The organism is Pseudomonas sp. 18-147 (assembly GCF_051048045.1).
In the GTDB taxonomy this organism is placed as follows: domain Bacteria; phylum Pseudomonadota; class Gammaproteobacteria; order Pseudomonadales; family Pseudomonadaceae; genus Pseudomonas; species Pseudomonas aeruginosa.
Map to the genome: position 1 here is coordinate 1,081,881 of NZ_CP182296.1, position 26,310 is coordinate 1,108,190.

A 26,310-nucleotide genomic window follows, 5' to 3' on the forward strand; every position below is an offset into this window, starting at 1 on the left:
TTAGGGGAGGACGCGCTGTCGCGCTTGTCGTAAGCCTGGAGCAAGGGCCGGGCCAGAGTGGCGAAAGGCCCGGAGTAGAGCGTCCTGGAGGTTTCGCAGGGGAGCTTGCGAACGCTCCCTGTCACGCGGGCGGGACGCTCGTGAGTGACACTCTGTACCGTTTTCGGCGCAGCGCATGACTCATCGGTCAGTCCGTCGTTGCATTGCGCCCCGGCCTGTTGGATGCTGCACCGATAGCCGTCCGGAGAGTCGCGGACCGATCCACCGCGCCCAGGCAAGAGACGGCCCGTCCCTCGCGGAGAACCATAACAATGCCTGCCAGTTCCATGAGCCGCCACGCGCGGCAAGTGCTGACCGTCGCCCAGGGCAAGATCCCGCCGGGCGGCCCTGCGACCGATCCGTCCATCGCCCGCTCCTGGCTGCGCTGCCTGGAACAGCACCATCTCGATCCCGGCCAGCCGATGGCGCCGATGGTGCTGGAGCACGCGCGCATGCTCGAACGTCGCGAGCGCCTGCAACAGGTGCTGGAGATCGCCGATGGCGAGATGCACAGCCTCTACCAGCAGCTTTCCGGCAACGACCACGCGGTACTGCTCACCGATGCCCGCGGGGTGATCCTCAATTGCGTCAACGCCGACGCCCAGCGCCAGACCTTCGAACACGCCGGCCTCTGGCTCGGTGCCGACTGGAGCGAGCCCTGCGAAGGCACCAACGGCATCGGCACCTGCGTGGTCGAGCGGCAGGCCCTGACCATCCAGCAGGAAGAGCACTTCCGTAGCCGCCATACCGGCCTGACCTGCTCGGCGAGCCCGGTGTTCGATCCGCAGGGCGAGCTGATGGCGGTGCTCGACGTGTCTTCGGCGCGCCAGGAAGTCTCGCGGCAGAGCCAGTTCCACACCATGGCGCTGGTCAACCTGTCGGCGAAGATCATCGAGGGCTGCTATTTCCTCCGTCGCTTCGAGGGCTCCTGGCTGCTGCGCTTCCATGTCCAGGGCGACTATGTCGGCCTGTTCAGCGAAGGACTGCTGGCCTTCGAGGAAGACGGGCGGATCCGCGCGGTGAACCAGAGCGCGCTGAACCTGCTCGGTTGTCCGCGCCAGCGCCTGCTCGGCCAGCCGGTGGAGACCTTCTTCGATTGCCGTCTCGACGACCTGCTCGGTCGCGCCTCGCCGCAACCCAGCGCCAGCTGGCCGCTGCGCACCCGCGAGGGACGGACCCTGTACGCCATGCTGCGCGGCGCGCCGCGGGCGATACCCCAGGCCCTGGCGGTGCCCACGGCAGCGAAGCCGGCGCCTGCCGCGCCCGGCCTGTGCCTGGGCGACGCCGAGCTGGCCGCCGATTTCCGCCGGGCGCTGAAGGTCTACGCGCGCGACGTGCCGCTGCTGCTCAACGGCGAGACCGGTTCCGGCAAGGAGGCCTTCGCCAAGGCCGTGCACCTGGCCGGCCCGCGCGCGGAACAGGCGTTCGTCGCGCTGAACTGCGCGGCGATCCCGGAAACCCTGATCGAGAGCGAACTGTTCGGTTATCGCGGCGGCAGCTTCACCGGCGCGCGCAAGGAGGGCATGCGCGGCAAGTTGCAGCAGGCCGACGGCGGCACCCTGTTCCTCGACGAGATCGGCGACATGCCGCTGGCCTTGCAGACCCGCCTGCTGCGGGTGCTGGAAGAGCGCCGGGTAGTACCGCTGGGCGGCGAGCCGGAGGATGTCGACGTGCGCCTGATCAGCGCTACCCACCGCGACCTGGCCGGGCTGGTTGCCGATGGACGCTTCCGCGAGGATCTCTACTACCGCCTCAATGGCATGGTCGTGAGCCTGCCGCCGCTGCGCGAGCGCAGCGACCGCGAGGAGCTGCTGGACTACCTGCTGGCCGAGGAGGCCAGGGGCCAGCGCATCCAGCTCGACGGCGAGGTTCGCCAGGGCCTGCTGGCCTACCGCTGGCCGGGCAACGTCCGGCAGATGCGCACGGTGCTGCGGACCCTGGTGGCACTCTGCGAGGACGGCCGGGTCGGCCTGCGCGACCTGCCCGCGGATATCCGCCAGGCCCTGGCGGCGCTGCCGCCCGCCGCAGCGGCGCCCGCCCCGGCCGCGGGCAACAGCCTGGACGACGCCGAGCGAGCCGCGTTGCTGGCGGCGCTGGACGGCCAGCGCTGGCACGTGAGCCGGGTGGCCGAGCAACTGGGGATCAGCCGCAACACCCTGTATCGCAAGCTGCGCCGGCACGGCCTGGTGCGCGGCCAGGCCTGACGGGCGGGACGGCTCCAGGCGGGCCGCCGCGAGGCCGGCGGGAACCCCGCCGACGCCGCGTCGTCTGATGCCGCGACGTCGGGCGGCCGGCGCCTCCGCTGTGCTAATCTGCCGCCCATTCACAGCGCCTTCGACGGCTTGATCTGCAGGAGTCTGCATGCACATCCACGTACTCGGCATCTGCGGGACCTTCATGGGCTCGCTGGCCGTGCTGGCCAAGGAACTGGGCCACCGGGTGACCGGTTCCGACGCCAACGTCTACCCCCCCATGAGCACCCAGCTGCAAGCCCAGGGCATCGAGTTGATGCAGGGCTACGATCCGGCCCACCTGGAGCCGGCGCCGGACCTGGTAGTGATCGGCAACGCCCTGTCGCGCGGCAATCCGGCGGTGGAGCATGTCCTGAACAAGGGCCTGCCCTACGTTTCCGGCCCGCAGTGGCTGGCCGACCACGTGCTGCAAGGACGCTGGGTGCTGGCGGTGGCCGGTACCCACGGCAAGACCACCACCACCAGCATGCTCGCCTGGGTTCTGGAGCACGCCGGCATGAGCCCGGGCTTCCTGATCGGCGGGGTGCCGCAGAACTTCGGGGTTTCGGCGCGCCTGGGCGGTACGCCGTTCTTCGTGGTCGAGGCCGACGAGTACGACAGCGCCTTCTTCGACAAGCGCTCGAAGTTCGTCCATTACCGCCCGCGCACGGCGATCCTGAACAACCTGGAATTCGACCACGCGGACATCTTCCCCGACCTCGCGGCCATCGAGCGGCAGTTCCACCATCTGGTGCGCACCGTGCCGGGCGAGGGCCTGATCATTCGCCCGAGCGCCGAGAAAGCCCTGGAGCGCGTACTCGGGATGGGCTGCTGGACCCCGGTGCAGACCACCGGCGAAGGCGGCCAGTGGCAGGCGCGCCTGCTCGCCGAGGACGGCTCGCGCTTCGAGGTGCTGTTCGACGGCATCGTCCAGGGCGAGGTGGACTGGCCGCTGACCGGCCTGCACAACGTCGCCAACGCCCTCGCCAGCCTGGCGGCGGCGCGCCATGTCGGTGTGGTGCCCAGCCAGGGCGCGGCGGCGCTCAGCGAGTTCCGCAACGTCAAGCGGCGCATGGAGAAGGTCGCGGAGGTCCGGGGCGTGACCCTCTACGACGACTTCGCCCACCATCCGACCGCCATCGCCACCACCCTCGACGGCCTGCGCAAGCAGGTTGGCGCGGATACCCAGGTGATCGCCATCGTCGAGCCGCGTTCCAACTCGATGAAGCTCGGCGCTCATCGCGACGGCCTGCCGGACAGCGTGCGCCAGGCCGACCAGGTGCTCTGGTACGCGCCGCCGAACCTGGGCTGGGACCTGGCCGCCACCGCCGCGCAATGCGCGATACCGTCGCAGGTCTGCGATACCCTGGAGGCGATCATCGAGCAGGTGCGCCAGCAGGCCAGGCCCGGCGCGCAAGTGGTGATCATGAGCAACGGCGGCTTCGGCGGCTTGCACGGCAAGCTGGCCGCGGCGCTGGCCGAGTGAGGGGCGCGATGAGCGGTCCGGAACGCATTACCCTGGCGATGACCGGCGCCTCCGGCGCCCAGTACGGCCTGCGCTTGCTCGATTGCCTGGTGCAGGAAGAGCGCGAGGTGCACTTCCTGATCTCCAAGGCCGCGCAACTGGTGATGGCCACCGAGACCGACGTGGCCTTGCCGGCCAAGCCGCAGGCGATGCAGGCCTTCCTCACCGAATATTGCGGTGCCGCCGCCGGACAGATCCGCGTGTTCGGCCAGAACGACTGGATGGCGCCGCCGGCCTCCGGCTCCAGCGCGCCCAATGCCATGGTGATCTGCCCGTGTTCCACCGGCACCCTGTCGGCGGTCGCCACGGGGGCCTGCAACAACCTCATCGAGCGCGCCGCCGATGTCGCCCTGAAGGAGCGCCGGCCGCTGGTGCTGGTGCCGCGCGAGGCGCCGTTCTCCAGTATCCACCTGGAAAACATGCTCAAGCTGTCCAACCTCGGCGCGGTGATCCTGCCGGCGGCGCCGGGCTTCTACCACCAGCCGCAATCGGTGGAGGACCTGGTGGACTTCGTCGTCGCGCGAATCCTCAACACCCTGGGGATTCCCCAGGATATGCTGCCGCGCTGGGGGGAACAGCACCTTGTCAGCGACGAGTAGGGTGCTGCTGCTGGTCCTGGCGGTGCAGATGAGCGGTTGCGCCACCGTGCGCACCCTGGATGCGGCCAAGCCAGGGGCGCCGGTGGTCTACGCCGGCACCCGGCTGGATTGGTACAGCCTGCACGGCGGCTGCTGCCCGATGGAACGCTTCGGCGCGGAGGCGCCGGCCCATCCGGGGCTCGACCTGCCGGGCAGCGCGCTGCTGGACACCCTGTTGCTGCCGTTCTCGCTGGCCACCGCCATCGGCCTCAACCTCGGCGTCAGCGGCGGCATGTAGGGCGGGACCCGCCCCAGGCTCATTTCCCCAGCTTGCGCAGTTCGTCGGACTCGACGAAGCGCACGCCCTTGCCTTCCTCCAGCGCCAGGCGCCAGAGCGCGCGGGCCAGGTCGCAGGCCTCGATGCCGTGGTACTTGCCGGGAAGGATGCGGGCGATCGGCGCAGCGAGGATCTCGGCCAGGCGGAATTCCTCGCGCGGGCCGAACAGCAGCGATGGCCGGGCGATGGTCAGTTGTGGCCAGCCCTGTTCCTGCAGGGCCTGCTCCAGTTCGCCCTTGACCCGGTTGTAGAAGATCGACGACTTGGCGTCGGCGCCCAGGGCGCTGACCACCAGGTAATGCCGGGCGCCCATCTCCAGCGCGCGCTTGCCCACCGCCAGCGGCAGGTCGAAATCGACCGCGCGGAAGGCCTCCTCCGAGCCGGCTTCCTTGATCGTGGTGCCGAGGCAGCAGAAGGCGGTATCGATGCTGCCGTCGAGTTGCGGCAGCAGCTCGGCCAGCGGGCCGACCGGGTTGTCCAGCCGCGGATGCTCGGCCAGCGCCTTGCGGGCAGGGGCGATGACCTTGGCCAGGGTTGGCTCGCTCAATATCCGATCCAACAGGTGCTCGCCGGTAAGACCGGTCGCGCCGGCGAGCAGAACGCGCTTGGGCGTCGAGTGCATGTGTGTTTCTCCCCTTCCACACCAATGAGCGTAGTGCGCGGCGTATCTATTTGCCCGCCGCGCCCTCGCCGGTTTTTCCTTCCCGGAACGCGAGCGCGCGCTCGGCTTGCTGCCCCCGCAGCGTCCGCCAGTGCGCGAGCACGCGTTCCGGTAACCAGGCTTGCGGTTCCGAAGCTTCGAAACCTTCCTCCTTCTCCCTTTGACGCACTTCCTCTTTCGCCAGTTCGAACGCTTTGGACAGATCGTCGGTGCGGTTCAGCGCATTGGCCAGCAAGGCGCGGCCGAAATAGGTGAAGTCGGCGTCGTCGGAACAGCCGAACGAGACCCGGTCGGCACGCGCGGCGGTCAGGATCAGGGTACGTTCGTCTTTCAGCGGCGGGATGAAGCCCCCGCTGTAGCAGGCCGATACCACCAGCACCTTGTCGCGCTGGCGCAGCGGCGCGAGCAGTTCGGCCAGTTCCGCGGCCGGCAGGTCGCCGAGGTTCAGGCCGGGCATGTCCAGGGCCAACTGGTGGTCGCTGGAGCCGTGGCTGGTCAGGTAGATGAAGACCAGGTCTTCCGGCCCGCTGCGTTCGGCCAGGGTGCGCACGGCGCGGGACAGGCTTTCCCGGGTAGCCAGCGGGCGGTCGCCGAAGTGGTCGCGGTGGTTGACCAGGCGAATCACGCCACGAGCGGCGAAACGCTGGCCAAGCAGGTCGCCGGCGTAATCGGCCTCGCGCAGGAACACGCCCTGGCGGCCATCGCCGCCCAGGCTCAGGGCATAGAGTTCGCTGGCCGGCGTCGAGGCCGGGATCTTGCGCAGTTCTTCGTCGAGCAGGCGACCCTGGGCCAACAGGCCGATTTCCAGAGTGTCGGGCAGGGCCTTGCCGGCGGCGTCGCGGATGCGCTTGCCGTCGGCCCAGAGTCCCTGCTCACGGCTGCCGTCGGCGCGGTCCAGGGTGCCTTGGCCGGCATAGGCGCCGGCGGCGAAGCCGCCTTCGTAGCGGGTGCCGTCCAGTTGTTCGAGCAGGCCCTGGCCATGGAAGCGCCAGAGCTGGAAACCGCCGCGGTAGCGGCTGCCGTCGGCGCCGAGAAGCTCGCCGGGGCCGTTCAGCGCGCCTTCGCTGAAGCGGCCGATCCAGACATCGCCGCTGGCGCTTTCGTAGCGCCCCTGGCCATGGAACTGGTTGTCCTTGAACTGGCCGACGTAGCGGTCGCCATCGGGCCCGCTCCAGCGCCCCTTGCCGTTCAGTTGCCCGTCGCGGAAGGTACCGGCGTACTGGTTGCCCTGGCTGTCGCTGAAGCTGCCTTCGCCTTCCAGGCGGCCCTGGCGGAAGCTGCCCTGGTAGCGGCTGCCATCGCTGCCGTCCAGCGTGCCCTGGCCGCTGTACAGGCCCTTGCGGAAACCGCCGCGGTAGCGAGTGCCCTGTTGTTCCAGGCTGCCTTCGCCATCGAACAGGCCCTGGCGGAAACCGCCCTGGTAGACGCTGCCATCGGCCATCGCCAGGCGTCCCTGACCGTCGAACAGGCCGGCCGCGAAGCCACCGCTGTAGCGGCTGCCGTCGGCGCCCTGCCAGGTGCCATGGCCGTGCAGCAGGCCATGCTCGAAGCGGCCGGCGTACCAGGCGCCGTTGTCGTAGTCCAGCCGGCCCTGGCCTTCCAGGCGCCCGTCCACCAGCTCGCCGCGATAGCGCGCGCCGTCAGGCAGGCGCGCATCGGCCGGGAGCAGCGGTTCGCCCTCGCCACAGGCGGCGAGCAGGATGACCAGGGCGGAGCAGAGCGAGAGAGACCTGGCGGGGCGAAGCATGCGGCGTTCCCGATGAGTGGTTCGGTCCGAGGGTGGAGGGGAGACAGTGTGGCGGAAAAATCGTTGCCTGGCAGTAGGGTATTTCCCTGCCGGCCCAGAGCGCCCCCGCGAGCGGGGGCTTTTGGAAGGGGGGAGAGGGGCGCGAAGGCGCCTGGCCGTCAAGCGAACGGCAGCGCTCGCTGGGGCGGGCTCAGACGAAGCAGAGGCTGAGGGTCTCGGCGATGTAGGCGGGTTTCTCCTGGCCTTCGATCTCCAGGGTGGCGCGCGCCTTGATCAGCCACTGGCCGGGATTCTTCTCGTTGACGTCGAGCAGGGTCAGGCCCAGGCGGACCCGCGAGCCGACCCGCACCGGCTGGATGAAGCGCACCGTATCGAGGCCGTAGTTGACCGCCATCTTCAGTCCTTCGGGAAGCACCAGCAGGCCTTCCATCAGCTTCGGGATCAGCGACAGGGACAGGAAACCGTGGGCGATGGTGCCGCCGAAGGGCGTCTTCGCCGCCTTCTCCGGATCGACGTGGATGAACTGGTGGTCGCCGGTGCATTCGGCGAACTGGTCGACCCGCTCCTGGTCGATGGTGAGCCATTCGGAATGGCCGAGATCCTTGCCGACATAGTCCTTGAGCGCTGCTACGGGTACGAATGGCATAAGTCCTCCGGGAGGATGGCTGTTGTTCTCATGGTGCAGGAAGATCAGCACGCGTTGGCGACCGGGTCAAGAAACCATCGGCCTGGCGAATATCGCGTCATGCGGTGCCGCGACTGCGACTGATGGATAGGCGAGGAGCGTGCCAATGTCCCGGCGGGCTGGGCATAATGGTCGGCCCTTGCTGGAGGTGCCCATGTTGCTTCGTGGTCTGACCTGGCTGGTGCTGTTCCAGTTGCTCGGCACAGGTCTGAACGTTCTGTTGTTGCCCATGCTGCCCGGTCCGATCATCGGCCTGGTGCTGCTGTTCGGTTATTTCCTGGCGCGTGGCGAGGTCGGCAAGCCGGTCAACGAGGCGGCCGGCTCGTTGCTGCGCTACCTGCCGCTGCTGCTGGTGCCGGCGGCGGTCGGGGTGATGGCCTATGCGCGGGAGATCGCCGCTGACTTCTGGGCCATCGTCGGCGCGCTGGTACTGTCGCTGGTGCTGTCGTTCCTGTTCGCCGGCTGGATGATGCAGAAGCTCATCGATCGCCAGCAACGTCGCCGGGAGGAGTCCTGATGGCCTGGCAGGCCGCCCTCGAGGCGGTGATCCACCATCCGCTGTTCGGCGTCGGCGTGACCCTGGGCGCCTACCAGTTGGCCCTGGCCGCCTATGAACGGACCCGCTGGGTGTTCCTGCAGCCGGTGCTGGTATCGATGCTGGTGGTGATCGGCGTGCTGCTGCTTTGCGGCATCGACTACGACGAATACAGTGCCAGCGCCAAGGTCCTGACCATTCTCCTCGGCCCCGCCACGGTGGCCCTGGCGGTGCCGCTGTTCCTCAACCTGCGGCGTATCCGCCAATTGTTCTGGCCGACCCTGCTGACCCTGGTGGTCGCCGGTACGCTGGCGACGGTGCTGGGCATCGCATTCGGCTGGCTGTTCGGTGCCGAGCCGCGGATGCTGATGAGCATGGCGCCGAAGTCGGTGACCTCGCCGATCGCCATGCTGGTGGCCAGCCAGATCGGCGGCGTGGCGGCGCTGGCCGCCGTGTTCGTACTGATCACCGGGGTGCTCGGGGCGATCCTCGGGCCGGAGCTGCTGCGCGCCATCGGCGTCCGGCACCCCGCCGCGCAGGGCATGGCGCTGGGCATGACGGCCCACGCGGTGGGCACTTCGCGGGCCTTGCAGGAAGGCGAGGAGTGTGGTGCCTTCGCCGCCCTGGCGATGAGCCTGATGGGCGTTGCCACCGCAGTGCTGCTACCGTTGGCGGTAGCGCTGGTTGCCTGACGATGCCCGAGGAGTCGCGATGAAGTTGCCGTTGTTTCCCCTCAACGCCGTGCTGTTCCCCGGTTGCCGCCTGGACCTGCAGATCTTCGAGGCGCGCTACCTGGACATGATCAGCCGCTGCATGAAGCAGGGCACCGGTTTCGGCGTGGTGACCATCGGCGAAGGGCGGGAGGTCGGCGAAGCGCCGAGCCGCCTGGCGATGGTCGGCTGTGAGGCCTCGGTCCGCGACTGGCAGCAGCGCCCGAACGGCCTGCTGGGCATCCGCGTGGAGGGCGGACGGCGTTTCCAGGTGCTGTCGGTGGAGGTCCAGGCCGACCAGCTCAGCGTCGGCGAGATCGAGTGGTTCGAAGACCTGCCGGAGCAACCCCTGACCTACGAACACAACGATCTCGCCGCGTTGCTCAGCGTGCTGGCCGAGCATCCGATGGTGGCCGCGCTGGAGATGGGCGGCGAGCCCGGCGGCCAGCAGGACCTGGCCAACCAGTTGGCCTACCTGCTGCCGTTCGATACCGAACGCAAGCTCGAACTGCTCGCCCTGCCCGACGCGCAGATGCAACTGGCGCGGATCCAGGTGCTGCTGGAGCACCTGCAGGGCGAGTTGGGTATCGACTGAGCGCCAACCCTCACAGCGGCCGGTAGCGCGCAATGGCTTCCGGCAGGGCCCAGCCGGCGGCGATCGCCAGGGTCGCCACGCAGACCGGCAACAGCAGCCACCAGACCCGTTGCGGCAGCGCCGGCAGCGACTCGCGGCGCTGGTTCAGCCACAGGCTGGCGGCGCAGACCGTAGTGGCGAGCAGGGCGCCGGCGACGATGTCCGACGGCCAGTGCACGCCAAGGTAGACCCGCGACAGGGCGATGCTCAGCGACGGGATCACCGCCAGCAGTACCCAGGTCAGGCGCCAGCGCGGCGGTTGCTGGCGGCTGGCGAGGACGCCCAGGGTGAGGAAGAAGGCGAAGGACGCCGAGCTGTGTCCGCTGGGGAAGCTGAAGCTGCTCAGCGGTTCGGCCAGCACTTCCGGGCGGGCGCGGGCGAACAGGGTCTTCAGGGTCTGGTTGGCCAGCGCGGTACCCACCAGGGTGCCGATGGCGAAGATGGCCGGACGCCATTGCCGGGTCAGCAGGAGGATACCGCCGAGCAGCGCGCCGGCGATGAACTGGGTGCGGAAATCGCCGAGCCGGGTGACCACCACCATCACCGGGTTCAGGTCGGCGTTGCGATGCTCCTGGACCAGCGTCATCAGGCCCTGGTCGAGGTCCTGGAGGTACGGCCAGGCGACGGTCATCGCCAGCAGCAGGACCAGGCTCAGCGCGGCCGCCACAGCGGTTGCCCAGCGTTTGCGCCGCAGGCTGGCCTGGACTACCACGCCGACCAGCACCGCCAGGCAGGCCGCGACGATCCCGGCTTCGCTCCAGAAGCCTTCCGGCAACGGCAGGCGCAGGGCTGCGCCGGTGGCCCAGCCGGGCAACAGGTAGGCGACCGCCCAGCCGGCGGCGGCGATCAGCGAAACGCCGAGAAAACGGCCGAACGGCATGTCGAGCATGCCGGCGACCATCGGCAGCATCGGTCGCAGGGCGCCGATGAAGCGGCCGACCAGCAGGCTGGCGATACCGTAGCGTTCGAAGTACACCTCGGCGGCGGTGATCCACTGCGGATGGCTGCGCAGGCCGGGCAGGCGGCGGATGTTCTGGTGGAAGCGGCGGCCGATCCAGTACGAGCTGAGGTCGCCCAGCACCCCGCCGGCGTAGGCCAGCAGCAGGGTTTCGCCGAGGCCGAGGGCGCCGCTGCCGGCGATCACCGCGACGCCGAACAGCAGCACCACGCCGGGGAGGACGATACCGACGATGGCCGCGCATTCGAGGAAGGCGATGAGGAAGATGGCCAGCCCCAGCCACTCGGGGTTGGCGGCCATCCAGGCGTTGAAGCTGTCGAGACTCATTGCAGGTGCGGGTCCTGATGTCCGAGTAGATGATAGTCGCGCCCGGCGACCTGGCCGCGGCGCAGTGGGTTGCGGGTGCAGAAGGCGGCGAAGGTGGCATCGACGAAACGGTACGGCAGGTGTTCGTCGCGCCCCTTCGGAATGCCCAGCCGAGCGGCCTGGATCACCTGGCTGGGGCGCTCGCCGACATCGTCGACGAACAGTCGCTGCGGGTCGAAGCGCTGTGCGTCCCACTCCGGCACCTTCAGCCCCATGGCCTTGCACAGCAGGGTCTGGCCGGCGCACAGGCGGCCGATCTCGCGGGGCCGGCCCTGGCTGTCCGGGTTCAGGCTCTGCATCCGCTCCAGCGCCGTGTGGTCGCTGATGCGATCCAGCCAGGGATGGCCGGACTTGATCAGCACCGCATTGCCCGGCCCGCCGGCGCTGAAGTTCAGCGAGTCGCCGCCGCGCGCGTAATACATATAGATGTGCCCGCCGTCGAGGAACAGTGCCTTGCGCTTCTCGGTGTAGCCGAGCGAGGCATGGCTGCCTTTCTCCTCCAGGTAGTAGGCCTCGGTCTCGATGATTCGCGCCGCCAGCCAGAGATTGCCCTGGCGATGGCGGATCACCTTGCCCAGCAACTCGCGGGCGACCAGCAACGCATCGCGGTCGAAGAAGGTGTCGGGGAGCGGCCGGGCGTCGGGCCAGGGCAAACTAAGGATGGGATCGCGGGACATGGGATTGTCGCTGGGACCATGGCAGTCATAGGCTGGCGAATGATAACAACAAGAGCCTGAATCATGGTTGAACGAGAGCGTGTCGACAGTGCCCACATCACGCCCAGCGCCCATTACACCGGGTACGTCTGGTTCCGCCATCGACTCGCCGAACCGGCCTTCGCCACCGTCTTCGGCCGCTGGGTACACGGCTTCGTCGCGCCGATCAACTGGGGCGCGCAGCTCGGTTTCGGACTGAACATCGAGGATTTCCTGTTACAAAGACACCTCATGATCGACGCGCGCCTGACCCAGGCCGTCGAACGCGAGGGAGTGGTCCAGGTGGTGGAAATGGCCTGCGGGCTCTCGCCGCGTGGGCGACGCTTCCGGCAACGCTATCCACAGTTGCGCTACCTGGAGGCCGACCTGCCGCCGATGGCCGCGCGCAAGGCGGCGTTGCTCCGCGAGCAGGGGTGGCTGGGCCCGGAGCACGCGGTGGCGGCTGTGGATATCCTCGCCGAGGACGGCGAGCGCAGCCTTGCCGCGCTGTTCGCCGGGCTCGATCGCGAGCGCCCGCTGGTGGTGATCACCGAGGGGCTGGTGAACTATTTCCAGCGCCCGGTGATCGAGGCCTTCTGGAGTCGCCTGGCGACCGAACTTAAACGCTTCCCCCAGGGCACCTACCTGACCGACCTCTATCCCGATCTCCGCGAGCACCCGCGCTACCGGCAGATCCGCTGGGGAGTGGGGATCATCGGGCGGCTGACGCGGGGAAGCTATCCGTTGCATTACCGCAATGCCGCGGAAATCGAGGCGGCCTTCGCCCGCTGCGGCTTCGCCTCCACCCTGGTGCTCGACCCGCAGCGCGAAGGCGCCGCCCTGGGCTTGCCGCAGGGACGCCTGCCGAGCCTGGTGCGGGTGATCGAAAGCCGCACGGCATAGCCGCCTCTCAGGCGACCTCCGCTCGCTCCCAGGCGGCGAGGAGGTCGGCCAGTCCGGCGCTGGCCGCCGGATCGGAGTGCGGGAAGATGAAGGCGAAGCCGCCGGCGGTCGAGCGCAGGGGCAGGATGTCCAAGTCCGCCAGGCCGTCGCAGCACAACCGCCAGCCGCGTTGCGGGCGGGATTCGGGCAGCTCGGCGTGCAGCCGCCCGCCGAAATAGCCGAGTTCCATCAGTTCCGCCGCATAGACGCCGAACTGCGGATGTTCCAGCCGAGCGTGCCCCTGGGCTGGCCGATGTCGGACCTCGAAGCGTCGCTCCAGGCCGAGCAGGCGCGTGCGCGGGATCCGCGTGCTGCCCTCGGCGCGCTCCGGCAGTGCCTCGCCGCGCAGGAACGGGCCGTAGAGCCGGGCGCAGGCCTCGCGTCGTTCGAACTGGGCAAGATGGTCGGCGTCGTGGATCAGGGCGAACTCGGCGTTCCCGCAGGCATGGGCGAACACCGCATGTTCCCAGGGCTGGGTGAAATGGTCGTACTCGCCGGCGAGCACCAGGGTCGGGCAGGTCGGGTGCCGCTCGAAGCCGCCGAAGGCCAGCAGGCGCCGGCTATTCTGCCGGTAGCGTTCGATCTCCGCCGCGGTCAGGCGTTGCAACTGGCGCAGCATGGCCTTGCGAAATACCGGGGAGACGCCGGTACGTTCCAGCTGTAGCGGGTTGATCAGGCCGGTCAGTACGCCGTGGGCGAAGGCGCTCTGGTCGCCCTCGTCGAGCCGGGCCAGGGCTTCTTCCAGCAGCAGCCGCGCACCGGGGCGGCCGAATGCGGTGATGCCGGCCAGTAGCAGGCGCGCGCAGCGGCGCGGATGGCGGGCGGCGAACAGCGCGGCCAGGGCCGAGCCGTAGGACAGGCCGATGGGCATCAACGGCGGCAGGCCGAGCCGTTCGGCGAAGGCCGCGATCAGGTCGGCGAGGTCTTCCAGGCTCAGTTCCGCCGCCAGTTGCAGGTTGCCGCCCTGGCTCGGCAGGTCGAGCAGGATCACCGGGTGCTCGGCGAGCAGTTCGCTGACCTCGCCGGCGAACGAGCGGAAGCTCTGGAAGGCGCCGCCCAGCAGGAGCACCGGCGGGCACGGGTCGTCGGCACGGGCGGCGAAGGCCTGGTAGCGCAGTTGCCAGCCGTCGAGAAGGAGGATATCCGGTTCGCTGCTCAGCGACTGCGCGCTGTAGTCGGTACGGTAGCGCATGGCGAGGCCCCGCGGTGTGTGCGTCGTTATTGTTGTTCTGCCGAGCGGGTGCCGGTGGGTGGCAGCGGCCAGGCTCGCTTCGAAGGTAAACAGAGGTAGCAATTTTGTTTACCTATCCTTCGGCCGGCGCCTGCGCCCGGGTGTCACCGTCTCGCGCACAGGCCCAGGCGCAGCGGGGCCGCCGCGTTACCGCCGGGGGCCGCGGAACGCACTGTCTACCGACCGGCTGTTGCGGCTGGGCGCGCCGGGGCTGGCTCGCTATAATCGCGAATTTCCCTGACGCCAGATGCCGAGACCATGACCGAGTCCGTCCTCGACTATATGAGCCGCCTTGGCCGCGATGCCCGCGCCGCCTCGCGGTTGCTCGCGCGCGCCGCCACCGCGCAGAAGAACCGCGCCCTGCTGGCCGCGGCCGATGCGCTGGACGCCGCCCGCGCGGAGTTGTCCCACGCCAACGAGCAGGACCTCGCCGCCGGCCGCGCCAATGGCCTGGAGCCAGCGATGCTGGACCGCCTGGCGCTGACCCCGGCGCGCATCGACGACATGATCGAGGGCCTGCGCCAGGTCGCCACGCTGCCCGACCCGATCGGCGAGATCCGCGACATGCGCTATGTGCCCTCGGGCATCCAGATCGGCAAGATGCGCGTGCCGCTGGGCGTGGTCGGGATCATCTACGAATCGCGGCCGAACGTGACCATCGACGCCGCCAGCCTGTGCCTGAAGTCCGGCAACGCGACCATCCTGCGCGGCGGCTCCGAGGCGATCCACTCCAACCAGGCGATCGCCCGCTGCATCCAGCAGGGCCTGGCCGAGGCCGGCCTGCCGGCCGCCGCCGTGCAGGTGGTGGAAACCACCGACCGCGCCGCGGTCGGCGCGCTGATCAGCATGCCCGAATACGTCGACGTGATCGTCCCGCGCGGCGGCAAGGGCCTGATCGAGCGCATCAGCCGCGAGGCCAAGGTGCCGGTGATCAAGCACCTGGACGGCATCTGCCACGTCTACATCGATGTCGCCGCCGACCTGGACAAGGCGATTCGCGTCGCCGACAACGCCAAGACCCAGCGCTACGCGCCGTGCAACACCATGGAGACGCTGCTGGTGCATGCCGGTATCGCCGAGCGGGCGCTGCCGCCCCTGGCCACGATCTACCGCGAGAAGGGCGTGGAACTGCGCGGCGACGCCGCGACCCGCGCGCTGCTCGGCGCAGACGTGCTGGAGGCTACCGAGGAGGACTGGCGTACCGAGTACAACGCGCCGATCCTGTCGATCCGCATCGTCGACGGGCTGGACGCGGCGATCGAGCACATCAACACCTACGGCTCGCAGCACACCGACGCGATCATTACCGAGAACTTCAGCGATGCGCGGCGTTTCCTCGCCGAAGTGGATTCCGCTTCGGTGATGGTCAACGCCTCGACCCGCTTCGCCGACGGCTTCGAGTACGGCCTCGGCGCCGAGATCGGGATTTCCACCGACAAGCTGCACGCCCGCGGCCCGGTCGGCCTGGAAGGCCTGACCAGCGAGAAGTACGTCGTCTTCGGCGACGGTCACGTGCGCACCTGATGGGCAAACGTATCGGCCTGTTCGGCGGCACTTTCGACCCCGTGCATATCGGACATATGCGCAGCGCCGTGGAAATGGCCGAGCAGTTCGCCCTCGACGAACTGCGCCTGCTGCCCAATGCGCGGCCGCCGCACCGGGAAACCCCGCAGGTGTCGGCCGCGCAGCGGTTGGCGATGGTCGAGCGGGCGGTGGCGGGAGTCGAGCGATTGACGGTCGATCCCCGCGAACTGCAGCGCGACAAGCCGTCCTACACCATCGACACCCTGGAGTCGGTGCGGGCGGAACTGGCGCCCGACGACCAGTTGTTCATGCTGATCGGCTGGGATGCCTTCTGCGGCTTGCCGACGTGGCACCGCTGGGAGGCGTTGCTGGATCACTGCCACATCGTCGTGTTGCAGCGTCCGGATGCCGACAGCGAGCCGCCGGAGTCGCTGCGCGACCTGCTGGCGGCGCGGAGCGTGGCCGACCCGCAGGCCCTGAAAGGGCCGGGCGGACAGATCACCTTCGTCTGGCAGACGCCGCTGGCGGTGTCCGCCACCCAGATCCGCGCGCTGCTGGGTGCCGGGCGCTCCGTGCGTTTCCTGGTGCCGGACGCGGTATTGAACTACATCGAGGCGCACCACCTGTATCGTGCGCCACACTGATAAAGAAACAGAGACCGACTCAATGCAAACCGAACAACTCGTCCAAGTGGCCATCGATGCCCTGGAAGACCTCAAGGCCCAGGACATCGTGACCCTCGATGTGCGGGACAAGACCAGCGTCACCGACTACATGGTGATCGCCTGCGGCAGTTCCAGCCGCCAGGTCAAGTCGCTGGCCGACAACGTCCTGACCAAGGCCAAGGAAAACGGCGTCAAGCCCCTGGGCAGCGAAGGCCTGGAGTCCGGCGAATGGGCGCTGCTCGACCTGGGCGACGTGGTGGTCCACGTGATGCTCCCGGCGACCCGCCAGTTCTACGACCTGGAGCGCCTGTGGCAGGGCGCCGAGCAGAGCCGCGCCCAGCACCAGCCGGAAGAGTGACGCCGGCATGCGGTTGCGCCTGATCGCGGTTGGCTCGCGCATGCCTCGCTGGGTCGAGGAAGGCTGGCAGGAATACGTCAAGCGCCTGCCGGCCGAGCTGTCCCTCGAACTGGTGGAGATCCCGCTCAACACCCGCGGCAAGAACGCCGACGTGGCGCGCCTGATCCGTCAGGAAGGCGAGGCCATGCTGGCGCGCGTCCAGCCGGGGGAACGGGTGGTGACCCTGGAGGTCGAAGGTCGGCCCTGGAGCACCGAGCAACTGGCTCGCGAACTGGATCGCTGGCGTCTCGACGCACGCACCGTGAATCTCATGGTCGGCGGCCCGGAAGGGCTGGCGCCGGAGGTCTGCGCGCGCAGCGAGCAGCGCTGGTCGCTATCGCCGTTGACGCTGCCGCACCCGTTGGTGCGGATCCTGGTCGGCGAGCAGATCTACCGGGCCTGGACCGTATTGTCCGGGCACCCCTACCACAAATAGTCCCCAGTCCCGATGCCGCAGCCGATCCACCTGAAAGACCACGAGAAAGACGCCCGCCTGGTGCGTCGGCGCGTCATCGTCGGGGCGGTGGCGGTGGTCTTGCTGACCCTGGTGCTGGTGGCGCGCATGTACCACCTGCAGGTGACCCAGTACGAGTACCATTCGACGCTGTCGGAGAACAACCGGGTCCATGTGCAGCCGATCCCGCCGACCCGCGGGATCATCTTCGACCGCAACGGCGTGATCATCGCCGACAACCGGCCGAGCTTCAGCCTGACCATCACCCGCGAACGCACCGAGGACCTGCAGAAGACCCTCGACACGCTGGTGGAGATCCTCGGCCTGACCGAGGACGACCGGGCCATCTTCGAGAAGCGCATGAAGCAGGGGCGGCGTCCGTTCGAGCCGGTTCCCATCATGTTCGAACTCAACGAGGAACAGATCGCCCGCATCGCGGTGAACCAGTTCCGCCTGCCGGGCGTCGACGTGGCGACCCAGTTCGTCCGCCACTACCCGCTGAAGGAGCACTTCGCCCATTCGGTCGGGTACGTCGGGCGGATCAACGAGCAGGAACTGAAGAACCTCGACCCGATCAACTACAGCGGCACCCACCATATCGGCAAGACCGGCATCGAGCGCTTCTACGAGAGCGAGTTGCACGGCACGGTTGGCTACGAGGAAGTCGAGACCAACGCCCGCGGGCGGGTGCTGCGGGTGCTCAAGCGCACCGACCCGATTCCCGGCAAGGACATCGTCCTGAGCATCGACAGCCGCCTGCAGGAGGCCGCCGAGAACGCCCTGGCCGGGCGGCGGGGCGCCATCGTGGCGATCCAGCCGTCCACCGGCGACGTGCTGGCGATGGTCAGCCAGCCGAGCTACGACCCCAACCTGTTCGTCACCGGCATCAGCTTCAAGGCCTATGCCGAGCTGCGTGACTCCATCGACCGGCCGCTGTACAACCGCGTCCTGCGCGGGCTCTATCCGCCGGGCTCGACGGTGAAGCCGGCGGTGGCGCTGGCCGGCCTCGACGCCGGGGTGGTCACGCCGACCTCGCGGGTCTTCGACCCCGGCTACTACCAGTTGCCCAACTACGACCACAAGTACCGTAACTGGAACCGCTACGGCGATGGCTGGGTGAGCCTGGAGTCGGCGATCTACCGGTCCAACGACACCTATTTCTACGACCTCGCGCACAAGCTGGGGATCGACCGCCTGCACGCCTTCATGAGCCGCTTCGGCTTCGGCCAGAAAGTCGCCCTGGACATGTTCGGCGAAGCCGACGGGCTGATGCCCTCGCGCGAATGGAAGCGCAAGACCCGCCGCCAGGTCTGGTACCCGGGCGAGACCCTGATCCTCGGCATCGGCCAGGGCTACATGCAGGCGACGCCGATCCAACTGGCGCAGATGACCGCGCTGCTGGCCAACAAGGGCCACTGGATCCGCCCGCACCTGGCCAAGACCATCGACGGCCAGCCGCCGGTCGACCCCGACCCGATGCCCGACATCGTGCTGCGCGACCCGGCCAACTGGGACCGCGTCGACTACGGCATGCAGCAGGTGGTGCATGGCGCCCGCGGCACGGCGCGCAAGGTCGGCGCCACCTCGGCCTACCTGATCGCCGGCAAGAGCGGTACCGCCCAGGTGGTGGCGATCAAGCAGAACGAGCGCTACGACCGCTCCAAGCTGCTCGAGCGGCACCGCGACCACGCCCTGTTCGTCGGCTTCGCGCCGGCCAACAACCCGCAGATCGCGGTGGCGGTGATGGTGGAGAACGGCGAGTCCGGCTCCGGCGTCGCCGCCCCGGTGGTCAAGCAGGTGATGGACGCCTGGCTGCTCGACGAGCACGGCAAGCTCAAGGCCGAATACGCGGAACCCGTCGCGCCGCTCGCGGCGGCGGTGGCCAAGCCCGAACCCACGGCAGCCGAGCCGGAGGCGCCCGCCCTTGAACAGTAACTTCGACCGCACCCTGTCCAACGAAGACGTGATGCGCCGGCGCGCCAGCCTGTTGCAGCGCCTGCACATCGACGGGATTCTCCTGCTGCTGTTGCTGATCCTCGGCGCCACCGGCCTGTTCGTCCTCTATTCGGCGAGCGGCAAGAGCTGGGACATGCTGATGAAGCAGGCCACCTCGTTCGGCCTGGGACTGGGCATGATGGTGGTCATCGCCCAGATCGAGCCGCGCTTCATGGCCCGCTGGGTGCCGCTGGGCTACCTGGTGGGGGTCGCGCTGCTGGTGGTGGTCGACGTGATCGGCCACGACGCCAAGGGGGCGACGCGCTGGATCAACATCCCCGGGGTGATCCGCTTCCAGCCCTCGGAGTTCATGAAGCTGCTGATGCCGATGACGGTGGCCTGGTACCTGTCCAAGCGCAACCTGCCGCCGGGGCTCAAGCACATGGTGATCAGCCTGGCGATCATCATCACCCCGTTCGTGCTGATCCTGAAACAACCCGACCTCGGCACCGCCATGCTGATCCTCGCTTCCGGCGGCTTCGTGCTGTTCGTCGGCGGCCTGCGCTGGCGCTGGATCGTCGGCGCGGTGTCGGCGGCGGTGCCGATCGCCGTGGCGATGTGGTTCTTCATCATGCACGACTACCAGAAACAGCGGGTGCTGACCTTCCTCGACCCGGAAAGCGACCCGCTGGGCACCGGCTGGAACATCATCCAGTCTAAGGCGGCCATCGGTTCCGGCGGGGTATTCGGCAAGGGCTGGCTGCTGGGCACCCAGTCGCACCTGGATTTTTTGCCGGAAAGCCACACCGACTTTATCATTGCGGTCCTCGGCGAGGAGTTCGGCCTGGTCGGCGTCTGCCTGCTGCTGGTGCTCTACCTGCTGCTGATCAGTCGTGGCCTGGTGATCACCGCCCAGGCGCAGACGCTCTACGGCAAACTGCTGGCCGGTGGCATCACCATGACGTTTTTCGTTTATGTCTTCGTGAATATCGGTATGGTGAGCGGGTTGTTGCCGGTGGTGGGGGTACCGCTGCCTTTCATTAGTTATGGCGGAACTTCGCTGGTTACCCTGTTGTCAGGGTTCGGGGTTCTGATGTCGATCCATACCCATCGGAAGTGGATCGCCCAGGTTTGAGACCAAGAGTGAAGAACGCAATGCAAGTACTGCGTACATGGGCGGCCAGGGGCGTCCAATGGGTCGGCGTAGCCGGCGTCATTGGCCTGTCCGGGGCGGCCCAGGCGGGGGACTACGACGGCTCGCCGCAAGTGGCCGAGTTCGTCAGCGAAATGACCCGCGACTACGGCTTCGCCGGAGAGCAGCTGATGGGGCTGTTCCGCGACGTGAACCGCAAGCAGTCGATCCTCGATGCGATCTCGCGCCCGGCCGAGCGGGTCAAGCAGTGGAAGGAATACCGGCCGATCTTCATCAGCGACGCGCGCATCAGTCGTGGCGTCGACTTCTGGAACAAGCATGCCGAAGACCTGGTGCGGGCGGAGAAGGAATACGGCGTGCCGGCCGAGATCATCGTCTCGATCATCGGCGTGGAAACCTTCTTCGGCCGCAACACCGGCAGTTACCGGGTGATGGACGCGCTGTCCACCCTCGGCTTCGACTACCCGCCGCGGGCCGACTTCTTCCGCAAGGAGTTGCGCGAGTTCCTCCTGCTCGCCCGCGAACAGCAGGTCGACCCGCTCAGCCTGACCGGCTCCTACGCCGGCGCCATGGGCCTGCCACAATTCATGCCGAGCAGCTTCCGCGCCTACGCGGTGGACTTCGACGGCGATGGCCACATCAATATCTGGAGCGACCCGACCGACGCCATCGGTAGCGTCGCCAGCTACTTCAAGCAGCACGGCTGGGTCACCGGCGAGCCGGTGGTCTCGGTGGCCGAGATCAACGACGAGAGCGCCGAGAGCGCGGTGACCAGGGGCGTCGACCCGACCATGAGCCTGGGCGAGCTGCGTGCCCGCGGCTGGCGCACCCACGATGCGCTGCGCGACGACCAGAAGGTCACGGCGATGCGTTTCGTCGGCGACAAGGGCATCGAGTATTGGGTCGGTTTGCCGAACTTCTACGTGATCACCCGCTATAATCGCAGCGCCATGTATGCCATGGCGGTTTATCAGCTGGCGGGCGAGATTGCCCGCGCGCGAGGTGCCCATTGAGCAAGCGTGTCCGCTCCTCCCTGATCCTGCCCGCCGTCTGCGGCCTCGGGCTGGCGGCCGTGCTGTTGAGCAGTTGCTCCAGCAAGGCGCCCCAGCAGCCGGCCAGGCAGGCGGGCATTTCCGGGCCGGGCGACTATTCCCGTCCGCATCGCGACGGCGCCCCCTGGTGGGACGTCGACGTGTCGCGGATCCCCGATGCGGTACCGATGCCGCACAACGGTTCGGTGAAGGCCAACCCCTACACCGTGCTGGGCAAGACCTACTACCCGATGAACGATGCGCGGGCCTACCGGATGGTCGGCACCGCGTCCTGGTACGGCACCAAGTTCCACGGCCAGGCCACCGCCAACGGCGAGACCTACGACCTCTACGGCATGACCGCCGCGCACAAGACCCTGCCGTTGCCGAGCTATGTGCGGGTGACCAACCTGGACAACGGCAAGAGCGTGATCGTCCGCGTCAACGACCGCGGCCCGTTCTATTCCGACCGGGTCATCGACCTGTCCTTCGCCGCGGCGAAGAAGCTCGGTTATGCCGAGACCGGCACCGCGCGGGTCAAGGTCGAAGGCATCGACCCGGTGCAGTGGTGGGCCCAGCGCGGCCGGCCGGCACCGATGGTCCTGGCGCAGCCCAAGCAGGCGGTGGCCCAGGCCGCTCCCGCCGCGGCGCAGACGCAGGCGGTGGCGATGGCCCAGCCGATCGAGACCTACACTCCGCCGCCGGCGCAGCATGCGGCCGCCGTGCTGCCGGTGCAGATCGACTCAAAAAAAAACGCTTCATTACCAGCCGATGGCCTGTATCTCCAGGTGGGCGCCTTCGCCAACCCGGATGCGGCGGAGCTGCTGAAGGCCAAGCTGAGCGGCGTGACGGCTGCGCCGGTGTTTATCAGCTCGGTCGTGCGCAACCAGCAGATTCTGCACCGGGTGCGGCTGGGACCGATCGGTTCGGCGGACGAGGTTAGCCGCACCCAGGACAGCATCCGCGTGGCCAACCTTGGCCAGCCGACGCTGGTACGCCCCGACTGAGCGCCTACTCACGCAGGGAATTCCCGCAAGGGATTGTTTGACCATTGGTAGAACCAGAGAGACGGATGAACATCACCACTATCGCGAAACGCTTGTCACTGCTTGTCCTGTTCATCGCCCCTACGGCTGGCTGGGCTGCTGAAACCATGGTTCCGGCGCCGCCGCAACTGGCCGCCAAGTCGTACGTCCTGATGGACGGCGAGAGCGGCCAGGTTCTGGTCGAGAACAACGGCGACCAGCGCCTGCCGCCGGCCAGCCTGACCAAACTGATGACCGCCTACATCGCCACCAAGGAGATCGAGGCCGGCCGCATCGGCGAGAACGACCTGGTCACCGTCAGCGAACATGCCTGGCGCACCGGCGGTTCGCGGATGTTCATCAAGGTCGGCAGCCAGGTATCGGTGAGCGACCTGCTGCATGGCATCATCATCCAGTCCGGCAACGACGCCAGCGTCGCCCTGGCCGAGCATATCGCCGGCAGCGAAGACGCCTTCGCCGACATGATGAACACCACCGCGCAGAAGCTGGGCCTGACCAACTCCCACTTCATGGACGCCACCGGCCTGCCCAACCCGGACCACTATTCCTCCGCCCGCGACATGGCGGTGCTGGCCCGCGCGATCATCTACGGCGAGCCGAGCCACTACGCGATCTACGCGCAGAAGGAATTCCTCTGGAACAACATCAAGCAGCCGAACCGCAACCTGCTGCTGTGGCGCGACAAGACCGTCGACGGCCTGAAGACCGGCCACACCGACGAAGCCGGCTACTGCCTGGTGGCTTCCGCGGTACGCGACGGCCAGCGCATGATCGCCGTGGTGTTCGGCACCAACAGCGAGCAGGCCCGCGCCGCCGAGACCCAGAAGCTGCTGACCTATGGCTTCCGCTTCTTCGAAAGCCGCAACTTCTACAAGAAGGGCACCGAGCTGACCAAGGGCCTGGTCTGGAAGGGTTCCGAGCATGAAGTGAAAGCCGGCCTCGCCGAAGACCTGACCATGACCCTGCCGCGCGGCCAGATGCAGAAGCTGCAGGCCAGCATGGTCCTGGAGCCGCAGCTGATGGCGCCGATCCAGCAGGGCCAGGTGATCGGCAAGGTGGAAGTGAAGCTGGACGACAAGGTCATCCGCAGCGCCGACCTGGTCGCCCTCAACGCCGTCGAGGAGGGTGGTTTCTTCCGCCGCCTGTGGGATAGCATCCGCCTGTTCTTCTACGGTTTGTTCAACTGACCGACCGGCGCCCGCCCGCTCACGAGGCCAGCGGGCGCCCGTCCCCGCGGACCACGGGTCCGCCGCCGCCATGACCGATACCCCTGACGTTCAACCCCCGAAAATCGAATTCCCCTGCGAGCGCTATCCGATCAAGGTGATCGGCGACGCCGGCGAAGGTTTCTCCGACCTGGTCGTGGAAATCATCCAGCGCCACGCGCCGGATCTCGACGTCGAGACCCTGGTGGTCCGTGACAGCAGCAAGGGGCGATTCCTCTCGGTGCAGGTGCTGATCACCGCCACCGATGTCGACCAACTGCAAGCCATCCATAACGACCTGCGCGCGACCGGACGCGTGCACATGGTGCTCTGATGGGACTCGAGCTGGGCTTCCGTGAGCTCGGCGAGGTTCCCTACGAACCGACCTGGCATGCCATGCAGCGCTTCGTTGCCGAACGCGACAAATCGGTAATGGACGAAGCCTGGCTGTTGCAGCACCCTGCGGTCTTCACCCAGGGGCAGGCCGGCAAGGCGGAGCATGTGCTGTTCCCCGGCGACATCCCGGTGATCCAGGTGGATCGCGGCGGCCAGGTGACCTACCACGGCCCCGGCCAGTTGGTCACCTACCTGCTGCTCGATGTCCGCCGCCTGGGACTGGGCGTGCGCGAGCTGGTCAGCCGGATCGAGCAGAGCCTGATCGGCCTGCTGGCGTCCTATGACGTGCAGGCCGTGGCCAAGCCGGACGCGCCGGGTGTCTACGTCGACGGGGCGAAGATCGCCTCCCTCGGCCTGCGCATCCGTAACGGCTGTTCCTTCCATGGCCTGGCGCTGAACCTGGACATGGACCTGCGACCGTTCCAACGAATCAATCCCTGCGGCTACGCCGGGATGCCCATGACCCAACTGCGCGACCTGGTTGGGCCAGTGGATTTTGCCGAGGTGTGTACCCGATTGCGCGCTGAGCTCGTCTCACGCCTTGGCTACGCTGAACAGAAGACCCTTACGGGCGGGATCGAACTGACATGAGCACTGTTGTGGAGAAGTCCGGAGAAGCCAAGCCGGGCAAGGTGGAAGTCGGCGTGAAGCTGCGCGGCGCGGAAAAGGTCGCGCGGATTCCGGTGAAGATCATTCCCACCGAGGAACTGCCGAAGAAACCCGACTGGATCCGCGTGCGCATCCCGGTTTCCCCCGAGGTCGACCGCATCAAGCAACTGCTGCGCAAGCACAAGCTGCACAGCGTCTGCGAAGAGGCGTCCTGCCCGAACCTGGGCGAGTGCTTCTCCGGCGGCACCGCGACCTTCATGATCATGGGCGATATCTGCACCCGACGCTGCCCGTTCTGCGACGTCGGTCATGGCCGGCCGAAGCCGCTGGACGTCGACGAGCCGACCAACCTGGCCATCGCCATCGCCGACCTGCGGCTGAAGTACGTGGTGATCACCTCGGTGGACCGCGACGATCTGCGCGACGGCGGCGCCCAGCACTTCGCCGACTGCCTGCGCGAGATCCGCAAGCTGTCGCCGGGGATCCAGCTGGAAACCCTGGTGCCTGACTATCGCGGTCGCATGGACATCGCCCTGGAGATCACCGCCAACGAGCCGCCGGACGTGTTCAACCACAACCTGGAGACGGTGCCGCGCCTGTACCGCTCCTCGCGGCCGGGCTCGGACTTCGAGTGGTCGCTGGACCTGCTGCAGAAGTTCAAGCAGATGGTTCCGCACGTACCGACCAAGTCCGGGCTGATGCTCGGCCTGGGCGAGACCGACGACGAGGTCATCGAGGTCATGCAGCGGATGCGCGAGCACGACATCGACATGCTGACCCTCGGCCAGTACCTGCAGCCGTCGCGCAACCACCTGCCGGTGCAGCGTTTCGTGCATCCGGACACCTTCGCCTGGTTCGCCGAGGAAGGCGAGAAGATGGGCTTCAAGAACGTCGCGTCCGGCCCGCTGGTGCGTTCGTCCTACCATGCCGACCAGCAGGCGCACGGCAACAAGATCGGCTGATCTACGCCGCGCCAATGCCTTCCGACGCCGCGTCCCTGCACAGGGACGCGGCGTTTTTCATTGGGCAGCCACGAAGCCTCTTCGGACGTAGGACGAACAACCGCTTGCGGTTATCCGCCGGCGCGTAGGTGAGTACCGTTTGCTCTCATCCCTGTGCGGTAACGAAGCGACTGCGCTGGCCGAGCTGCCGCACCGCCTCGATCAGTGCATCGGCTGCCAGGCTGGGTTGGCGCGAGAAGGCGTAGAAACGCGCCTCCGGCAGCGTCGGAAAACCCTGTTCCGGGCCCAGTTCGCGTAGCCCCTCGCGCATCTGGCTGCGCGCCACCACCGTCACGGCGAAACCGGCCAGCGCGGCGGACAGGCAGCCGGCCATGCTGGCGCTCTCGAACACCAGGCGCCAGGGACGCGCAGCGGCGCCGAGGGCTGTAATCGCCGCTTCGCGGTAGACGCAGGGTTCGGGGAACAGCGCCAGCGGCAGCGGTTCGCCCGCGGGCAGCTCGATCGCGGTCGCCGCGGCCCAGACCAGCGGTTCCTCCCAGAGCAGTTCGCCGTCGTCTCCTACCCGCCGGCACTGCTTGCCGAACACCACGTCGGTGCGCCCCTGGGCCTGCTGGCGGAGCAGGTCGGTGGTGATACCGACCTTGAGTTCGATGGATGCTTCGGGGTGCCAGCGGCGAAAGCGTTGCAGGACGCGTGGCAGCCAGGCGCTGGCGAAGTCCTCCGAAGCGCCGATGCGCAGGCGGTCGCGGATCGGCGTGCCGTGCAGCCTGGCGCGGGCCTCGCGCTCCAGCTCGACGATGTTGCGGGCATAGGCGTAGAGCGTCTCGCCCGCCTGGGTCAGCTCCAGGCGGCGAGTGGTGCGGCTGAGCAGGCTGACGCCGGCTGTCTGTTCCAGGCGCTTGATATGCCCGCTGACTGCGGAGGGGGTGAGCGCGAGATTGTCCGCGGCGAGGGCGAAACCGCCGCTGTCGACCACTTCGAGAAAGGTACGCAACAACACGATATCCAGGGATTGGGAGGTGGGGACGGCAAGCTCCATGAGGTCTTCCATTCATCTCG

At 68.0% G+C, this 26,310-nt stretch carries 27 protein-coding genes; 20 read left to right on the forward strand and 7 right to left on the reverse strand.

The features are described from left to right. Positions 1 to 311: 311 nt before the first annotated feature. From eatR to ACM0M4_RS05175, 4 genes are all read left to right on the forward strand, one after another. Complete coding sequence (eatR, locus tag ACM0M4_RS05160) at positions 312 to 2,243, forward strand: sigma-54-dependent transcriptional regulator EatR (protein WP_003119186.1); 1,932 nt, start codon at positions 312 to 314, stop codon at positions 2,241 to 2,243. Between the two features lie 157 nt (positions 2,244 to 2,400). Then, a complete protein-coding gene (gene mpl, locus ACM0M4_RS05165; RefSeq protein ID WP_003124067.1) occupies positions 2,401 to 3,756 on the forward strand; it encodes a UDP-N-acetylmuramate:L-alanyl-gamma-D-glutamyl-meso-diaminopimelate ligase in 1,356 nt (451 codons plus the stop codon). 8 nt (positions 3,757 to 3,764) lie between these two features. Continuing rightward, positions 3,765 to 4,394 carry a flavin prenyltransferase UbiX gene (gene ubiX / locus ACM0M4_RS05170; protein WP_003093227.1) on the forward strand — a complete coding sequence of 210 codons (630 nt, stop codon included), beginning with the start codon at positions 3,765 to 3,767 and terminating at the stop codon, positions 4,392 to 4,394. Between the two features lie 28 nt (positions 4,395 to 4,422). After that, on the forward strand, positions 4,423 to 4,671 hold the full coding sequence (locus ACM0M4_RS05175) for a YceK/YidQ family lipoprotein (protein ID WP_044265406.1): 249 nt from the start codon (positions 4,423 to 4,425) through the stop codon (positions 4,669 to 4,671). A 19-nt stretch (positions 4,672 to 4,690) separates the two neighbouring features. Here ACM0M4_RS05175 and ACM0M4_RS05180 read toward each other — a convergent pair whose 3' ends face one another. The 3 genes from ACM0M4_RS05180 to ACM0M4_RS05190 form a co-directional block, all read right to left on the reverse strand. Next, a complete protein-coding gene (locus ACM0M4_RS05180; RefSeq protein WP_003100290.1) occupies positions 4,691 to 5,332 on the reverse strand; it encodes an oxidoreductase in 642 nt (213 codons plus the stop codon). Between the two features lie 46 nt (positions 5,333 to 5,378). Next, positions 5,379 to 7,118, reverse strand: a complete 1,740-nt coding sequence (locus ACM0M4_RS05185) for a C13 family peptidase (RefSeq protein WP_054375827.1) — start codon at positions 7,116 to 7,118, stop codon at positions 5,379 to 5,381. Between the two features lie 190 nt (positions 7,119 to 7,308). Continuing rightward, positions 7,309 to 7,764, reverse strand: coding sequence for a MaoC family dehydratase (locus tag ACM0M4_RS05190; protein ID WP_003093220.1), 456 nt, complete (start codon positions 7,762 to 7,764; stop codon positions 7,309 to 7,311). A 193-nt stretch (positions 7,765 to 7,957) separates the two neighbouring features. On the opposite strand from ACM0M4_RS05190, the gene ACM0M4_RS05195 reads away from it, so the two are divergent. From ACM0M4_RS05195 to ACM0M4_RS05205, 3 genes are read left to right on the forward strand one after another with little or no spacing between them, the layout of a single operon-like run. Then, a complete protein-coding gene (locus tag ACM0M4_RS05195) occupies positions 7,958 to 8,320 on the forward strand; it encodes a CidA/LrgA family protein (RefSeq protein WP_003100294.1) in 363 nt (120 codons plus the stop codon). Then, on the forward strand, positions 8,320 to 9,030 hold the full coding sequence (locus ACM0M4_RS05200; protein WP_003093214.1) for an LrgB family protein: 711 nt from the start codon (positions 8,320 to 8,322) through the stop codon (positions 9,028 to 9,030). Before ACM0M4_RS05195 ends, ACM0M4_RS05200 begins: the two co-directional genes overlap by 1 nt. A gap of 19 nt (positions 9,031 to 9,049) precedes the next feature. Then, complete coding sequence (locus tag ACM0M4_RS05205) at positions 9,050 to 9,643, forward strand: LON peptidase substrate-binding domain-containing protein (RefSeq protein WP_003093212.1); 594 nt, start codon at positions 9,050 to 9,052, stop codon at positions 9,641 to 9,643. A gap of 10 nt (positions 9,644 to 9,653) precedes the next feature. Here ACM0M4_RS05205 and ACM0M4_RS05210 read toward each other — a convergent pair whose 3' ends face one another. Both ACM0M4_RS05210 and ACM0M4_RS05215 read right to left on the reverse strand, forming a co-directional pair. Continuing rightward, positions 9,654 to 10,967 (reverse strand): bifunctional DedA family/phosphatase PAP2 family protein, encoded by a 1,314-nt coding sequence (locus ACM0M4_RS05210; protein ID WP_003159335.1) that lies wholly within the window; start codon positions 10,965 to 10,967, stop codon positions 9,654 to 9,656. Further along, on the reverse strand, positions 10,964 to 11,683 hold the full coding sequence (locus ACM0M4_RS05215; protein ID WP_003100299.1) for a DNA-3-methyladenine glycosylase: 720 nt from the start codon (positions 11,681 to 11,683) through the stop codon (positions 10,964 to 10,966). Before ACM0M4_RS05215 ends, ACM0M4_RS05210 begins: the two co-directional genes overlap by 4 nt. A 63-nt stretch (positions 11,684 to 11,746) precedes the next feature. Between ACM0M4_RS05215 and ACM0M4_RS05220 the strand changes: the two genes are divergently transcribed. Then, positions 11,747 to 12,604 carry a class I SAM-dependent methyltransferase gene (locus tag ACM0M4_RS05220; RefSeq protein WP_003093206.1) on the forward strand — a complete coding sequence of 286 codons (858 nt, stop codon included), beginning with the start codon at positions 11,747 to 11,749 and terminating at the stop codon, positions 12,602 to 12,604. 7 nt (positions 12,605 to 12,611) lie between these two features. On the opposite strand, the gene ACM0M4_RS05225 is transcribed toward ACM0M4_RS05220, so the two are convergent. Continuing rightward, positions 12,612 to 13,835, reverse strand: a complete 1,224-nt coding sequence (locus ACM0M4_RS05225) for an alpha/beta fold hydrolase (RefSeq protein ID WP_023115083.1) — start codon at positions 13,833 to 13,835, stop codon at positions 12,612 to 12,614. A gap of 297 nt (positions 13,836 to 14,132) precedes the next feature. On the opposite strand from ACM0M4_RS05225, the gene ACM0M4_RS05230 reads away from it, so the two are divergent. The 12 genes from ACM0M4_RS05230 (at position 14,133) to lipA (ending at position 25,251) form a co-directional block, all read left to right on the forward strand. After that, positions 14,133 to 15,398, forward strand: coding sequence for a glutamate-5-semialdehyde dehydrogenase (locus ACM0M4_RS05230; RefSeq protein WP_003100303.1), 1,266 nt, complete (start codon positions 14,133 to 14,135; stop codon positions 15,396 to 15,398). Then, positions 15,398 to 16,042, forward strand: coding sequence for a nicotinate-nucleotide adenylyltransferase (gene nadD / locus ACM0M4_RS05235; RefSeq protein ID WP_019681175.1), 645 nt, complete (start codon positions 15,398 to 15,400; stop codon positions 16,040 to 16,042). The genes ACM0M4_RS05230 and nadD overlap by 1 nt, the downstream gene beginning before the upstream one ends. Before the next feature lie 22 nt (positions 16,043 to 16,064). Continuing rightward, positions 16,065 to 16,421 (forward strand): ribosome silencing factor, encoded by a 357-nt coding sequence (gene rsfS / locus ACM0M4_RS05240; RefSeq protein ID WP_003100305.1) that lies wholly within the window; start codon positions 16,065 to 16,067, stop codon positions 16,419 to 16,421. 7 nt (positions 16,422 to 16,428) lie between these two features. Then, positions 16,429 to 16,896, forward strand: a complete 468-nt coding sequence (gene rlmH, locus ACM0M4_RS05245; RefSeq protein ID WP_003093193.1) for a 23S rRNA (pseudouridine(1915)-N(3))-methyltransferase RlmH — start codon at positions 16,429 to 16,431, stop codon at positions 16,894 to 16,896. Between the two features lie 12 nt (positions 16,897 to 16,908). Beyond that, the gene (mrdA, locus tag ACM0M4_RS05250; protein WP_003093191.1) at positions 16,909 to 18,849 is read left to right on the forward strand and encodes a penicillin-binding protein 2; all 1,941 of its coding nucleotides are present in this window, start codon (positions 16,909 to 16,911) and stop codon (positions 18,847 to 18,849) included. A 31-nt stretch (positions 18,850 to 18,880) separates the two neighbouring features. After that, a complete protein-coding gene (gene rodA / locus ACM0M4_RS05255) occupies positions 18,881 to 19,984 on the forward strand; it encodes a rod shape-determining protein RodA (protein ID WP_003114090.1) in 1,104 nt (367 codons plus the stop codon). Between the two features lie 8 nt (positions 19,985 to 19,992). Next, the gene (gene mltB / locus ACM0M4_RS05260) at positions 19,993 to 21,015 is read left to right on the forward strand and encodes a lytic murein transglycosylase B (RefSeq protein WP_003119195.1); all 1,023 of its coding nucleotides are present in this window, start codon (positions 19,993 to 19,995) and stop codon (positions 21,013 to 21,015) included. Then, positions 21,012 to 22,040 carry a septal ring lytic transglycosylase RlpA gene (gene rlpA / locus ACM0M4_RS05265; RefSeq protein ID WP_003100310.1) on the forward strand — a complete coding sequence of 343 codons (1,029 nt, stop codon included), beginning with the start codon at positions 21,012 to 21,014 and terminating at the stop codon, positions 22,038 to 22,040. The genes mltB and rlpA overlap by 4 nt, the downstream gene beginning before the upstream one ends. 65 nt (positions 22,041 to 22,105) lie before the next feature. Further along, positions 22,106 to 23,266 carry a D-alanyl-D-alanine carboxypeptidase family protein gene (locus tag ACM0M4_RS05270; RefSeq protein ID WP_054375828.1) on the forward strand — a complete coding sequence of 387 codons (1,161 nt, stop codon included), beginning with the start codon at positions 22,106 to 22,108 and terminating at the stop codon, positions 23,264 to 23,266. A gap of 70 nt (positions 23,267 to 23,336) precedes the next feature. Next, on the forward strand, positions 23,337 to 23,618 hold the full coding sequence (locus ACM0M4_RS05275) for a DUF493 domain-containing protein (protein WP_003100311.1): 282 nt from the start codon (positions 23,337 to 23,339) through the stop codon (positions 23,616 to 23,618). Then, positions 23,618 to 24,271 carry a lipoyl(octanoyl) transferase LipB gene (lipB, locus tag ACM0M4_RS05280; protein ID WP_003093177.1) on the forward strand — a complete coding sequence of 218 codons (654 nt, stop codon included), beginning with the start codon at positions 23,618 to 23,620 and terminating at the stop codon, positions 24,269 to 24,271. The genes ACM0M4_RS05275 and lipB overlap by 1 nt, the downstream gene beginning before the upstream one ends. After that, positions 24,268 to 25,251: a lipoyl synthase gene (lipA, locus tag ACM0M4_RS05285; protein WP_003119196.1), complete on the forward strand. Its 984-nt coding sequence runs from the start codon at positions 24,268 to 24,270 to the stop codon at positions 25,249 to 25,251. The genes lipB and lipA overlap by 4 nt, the downstream gene beginning before the upstream one ends. Before the next feature lie 145 nt (positions 25,252 to 25,396). Here the strand turns inward: lipA and ACM0M4_RS05290 are convergent, their stop codons facing one another. Next, entirely contained in the window at positions 25,397 to 26,290 is an 894-nt protein-coding gene (locus tag ACM0M4_RS05290) for a LysR family transcriptional regulator (protein WP_003119197.1), read from the reverse strand. Positions 26,291 to 26,310: the final 20 nt, after the last annotated feature.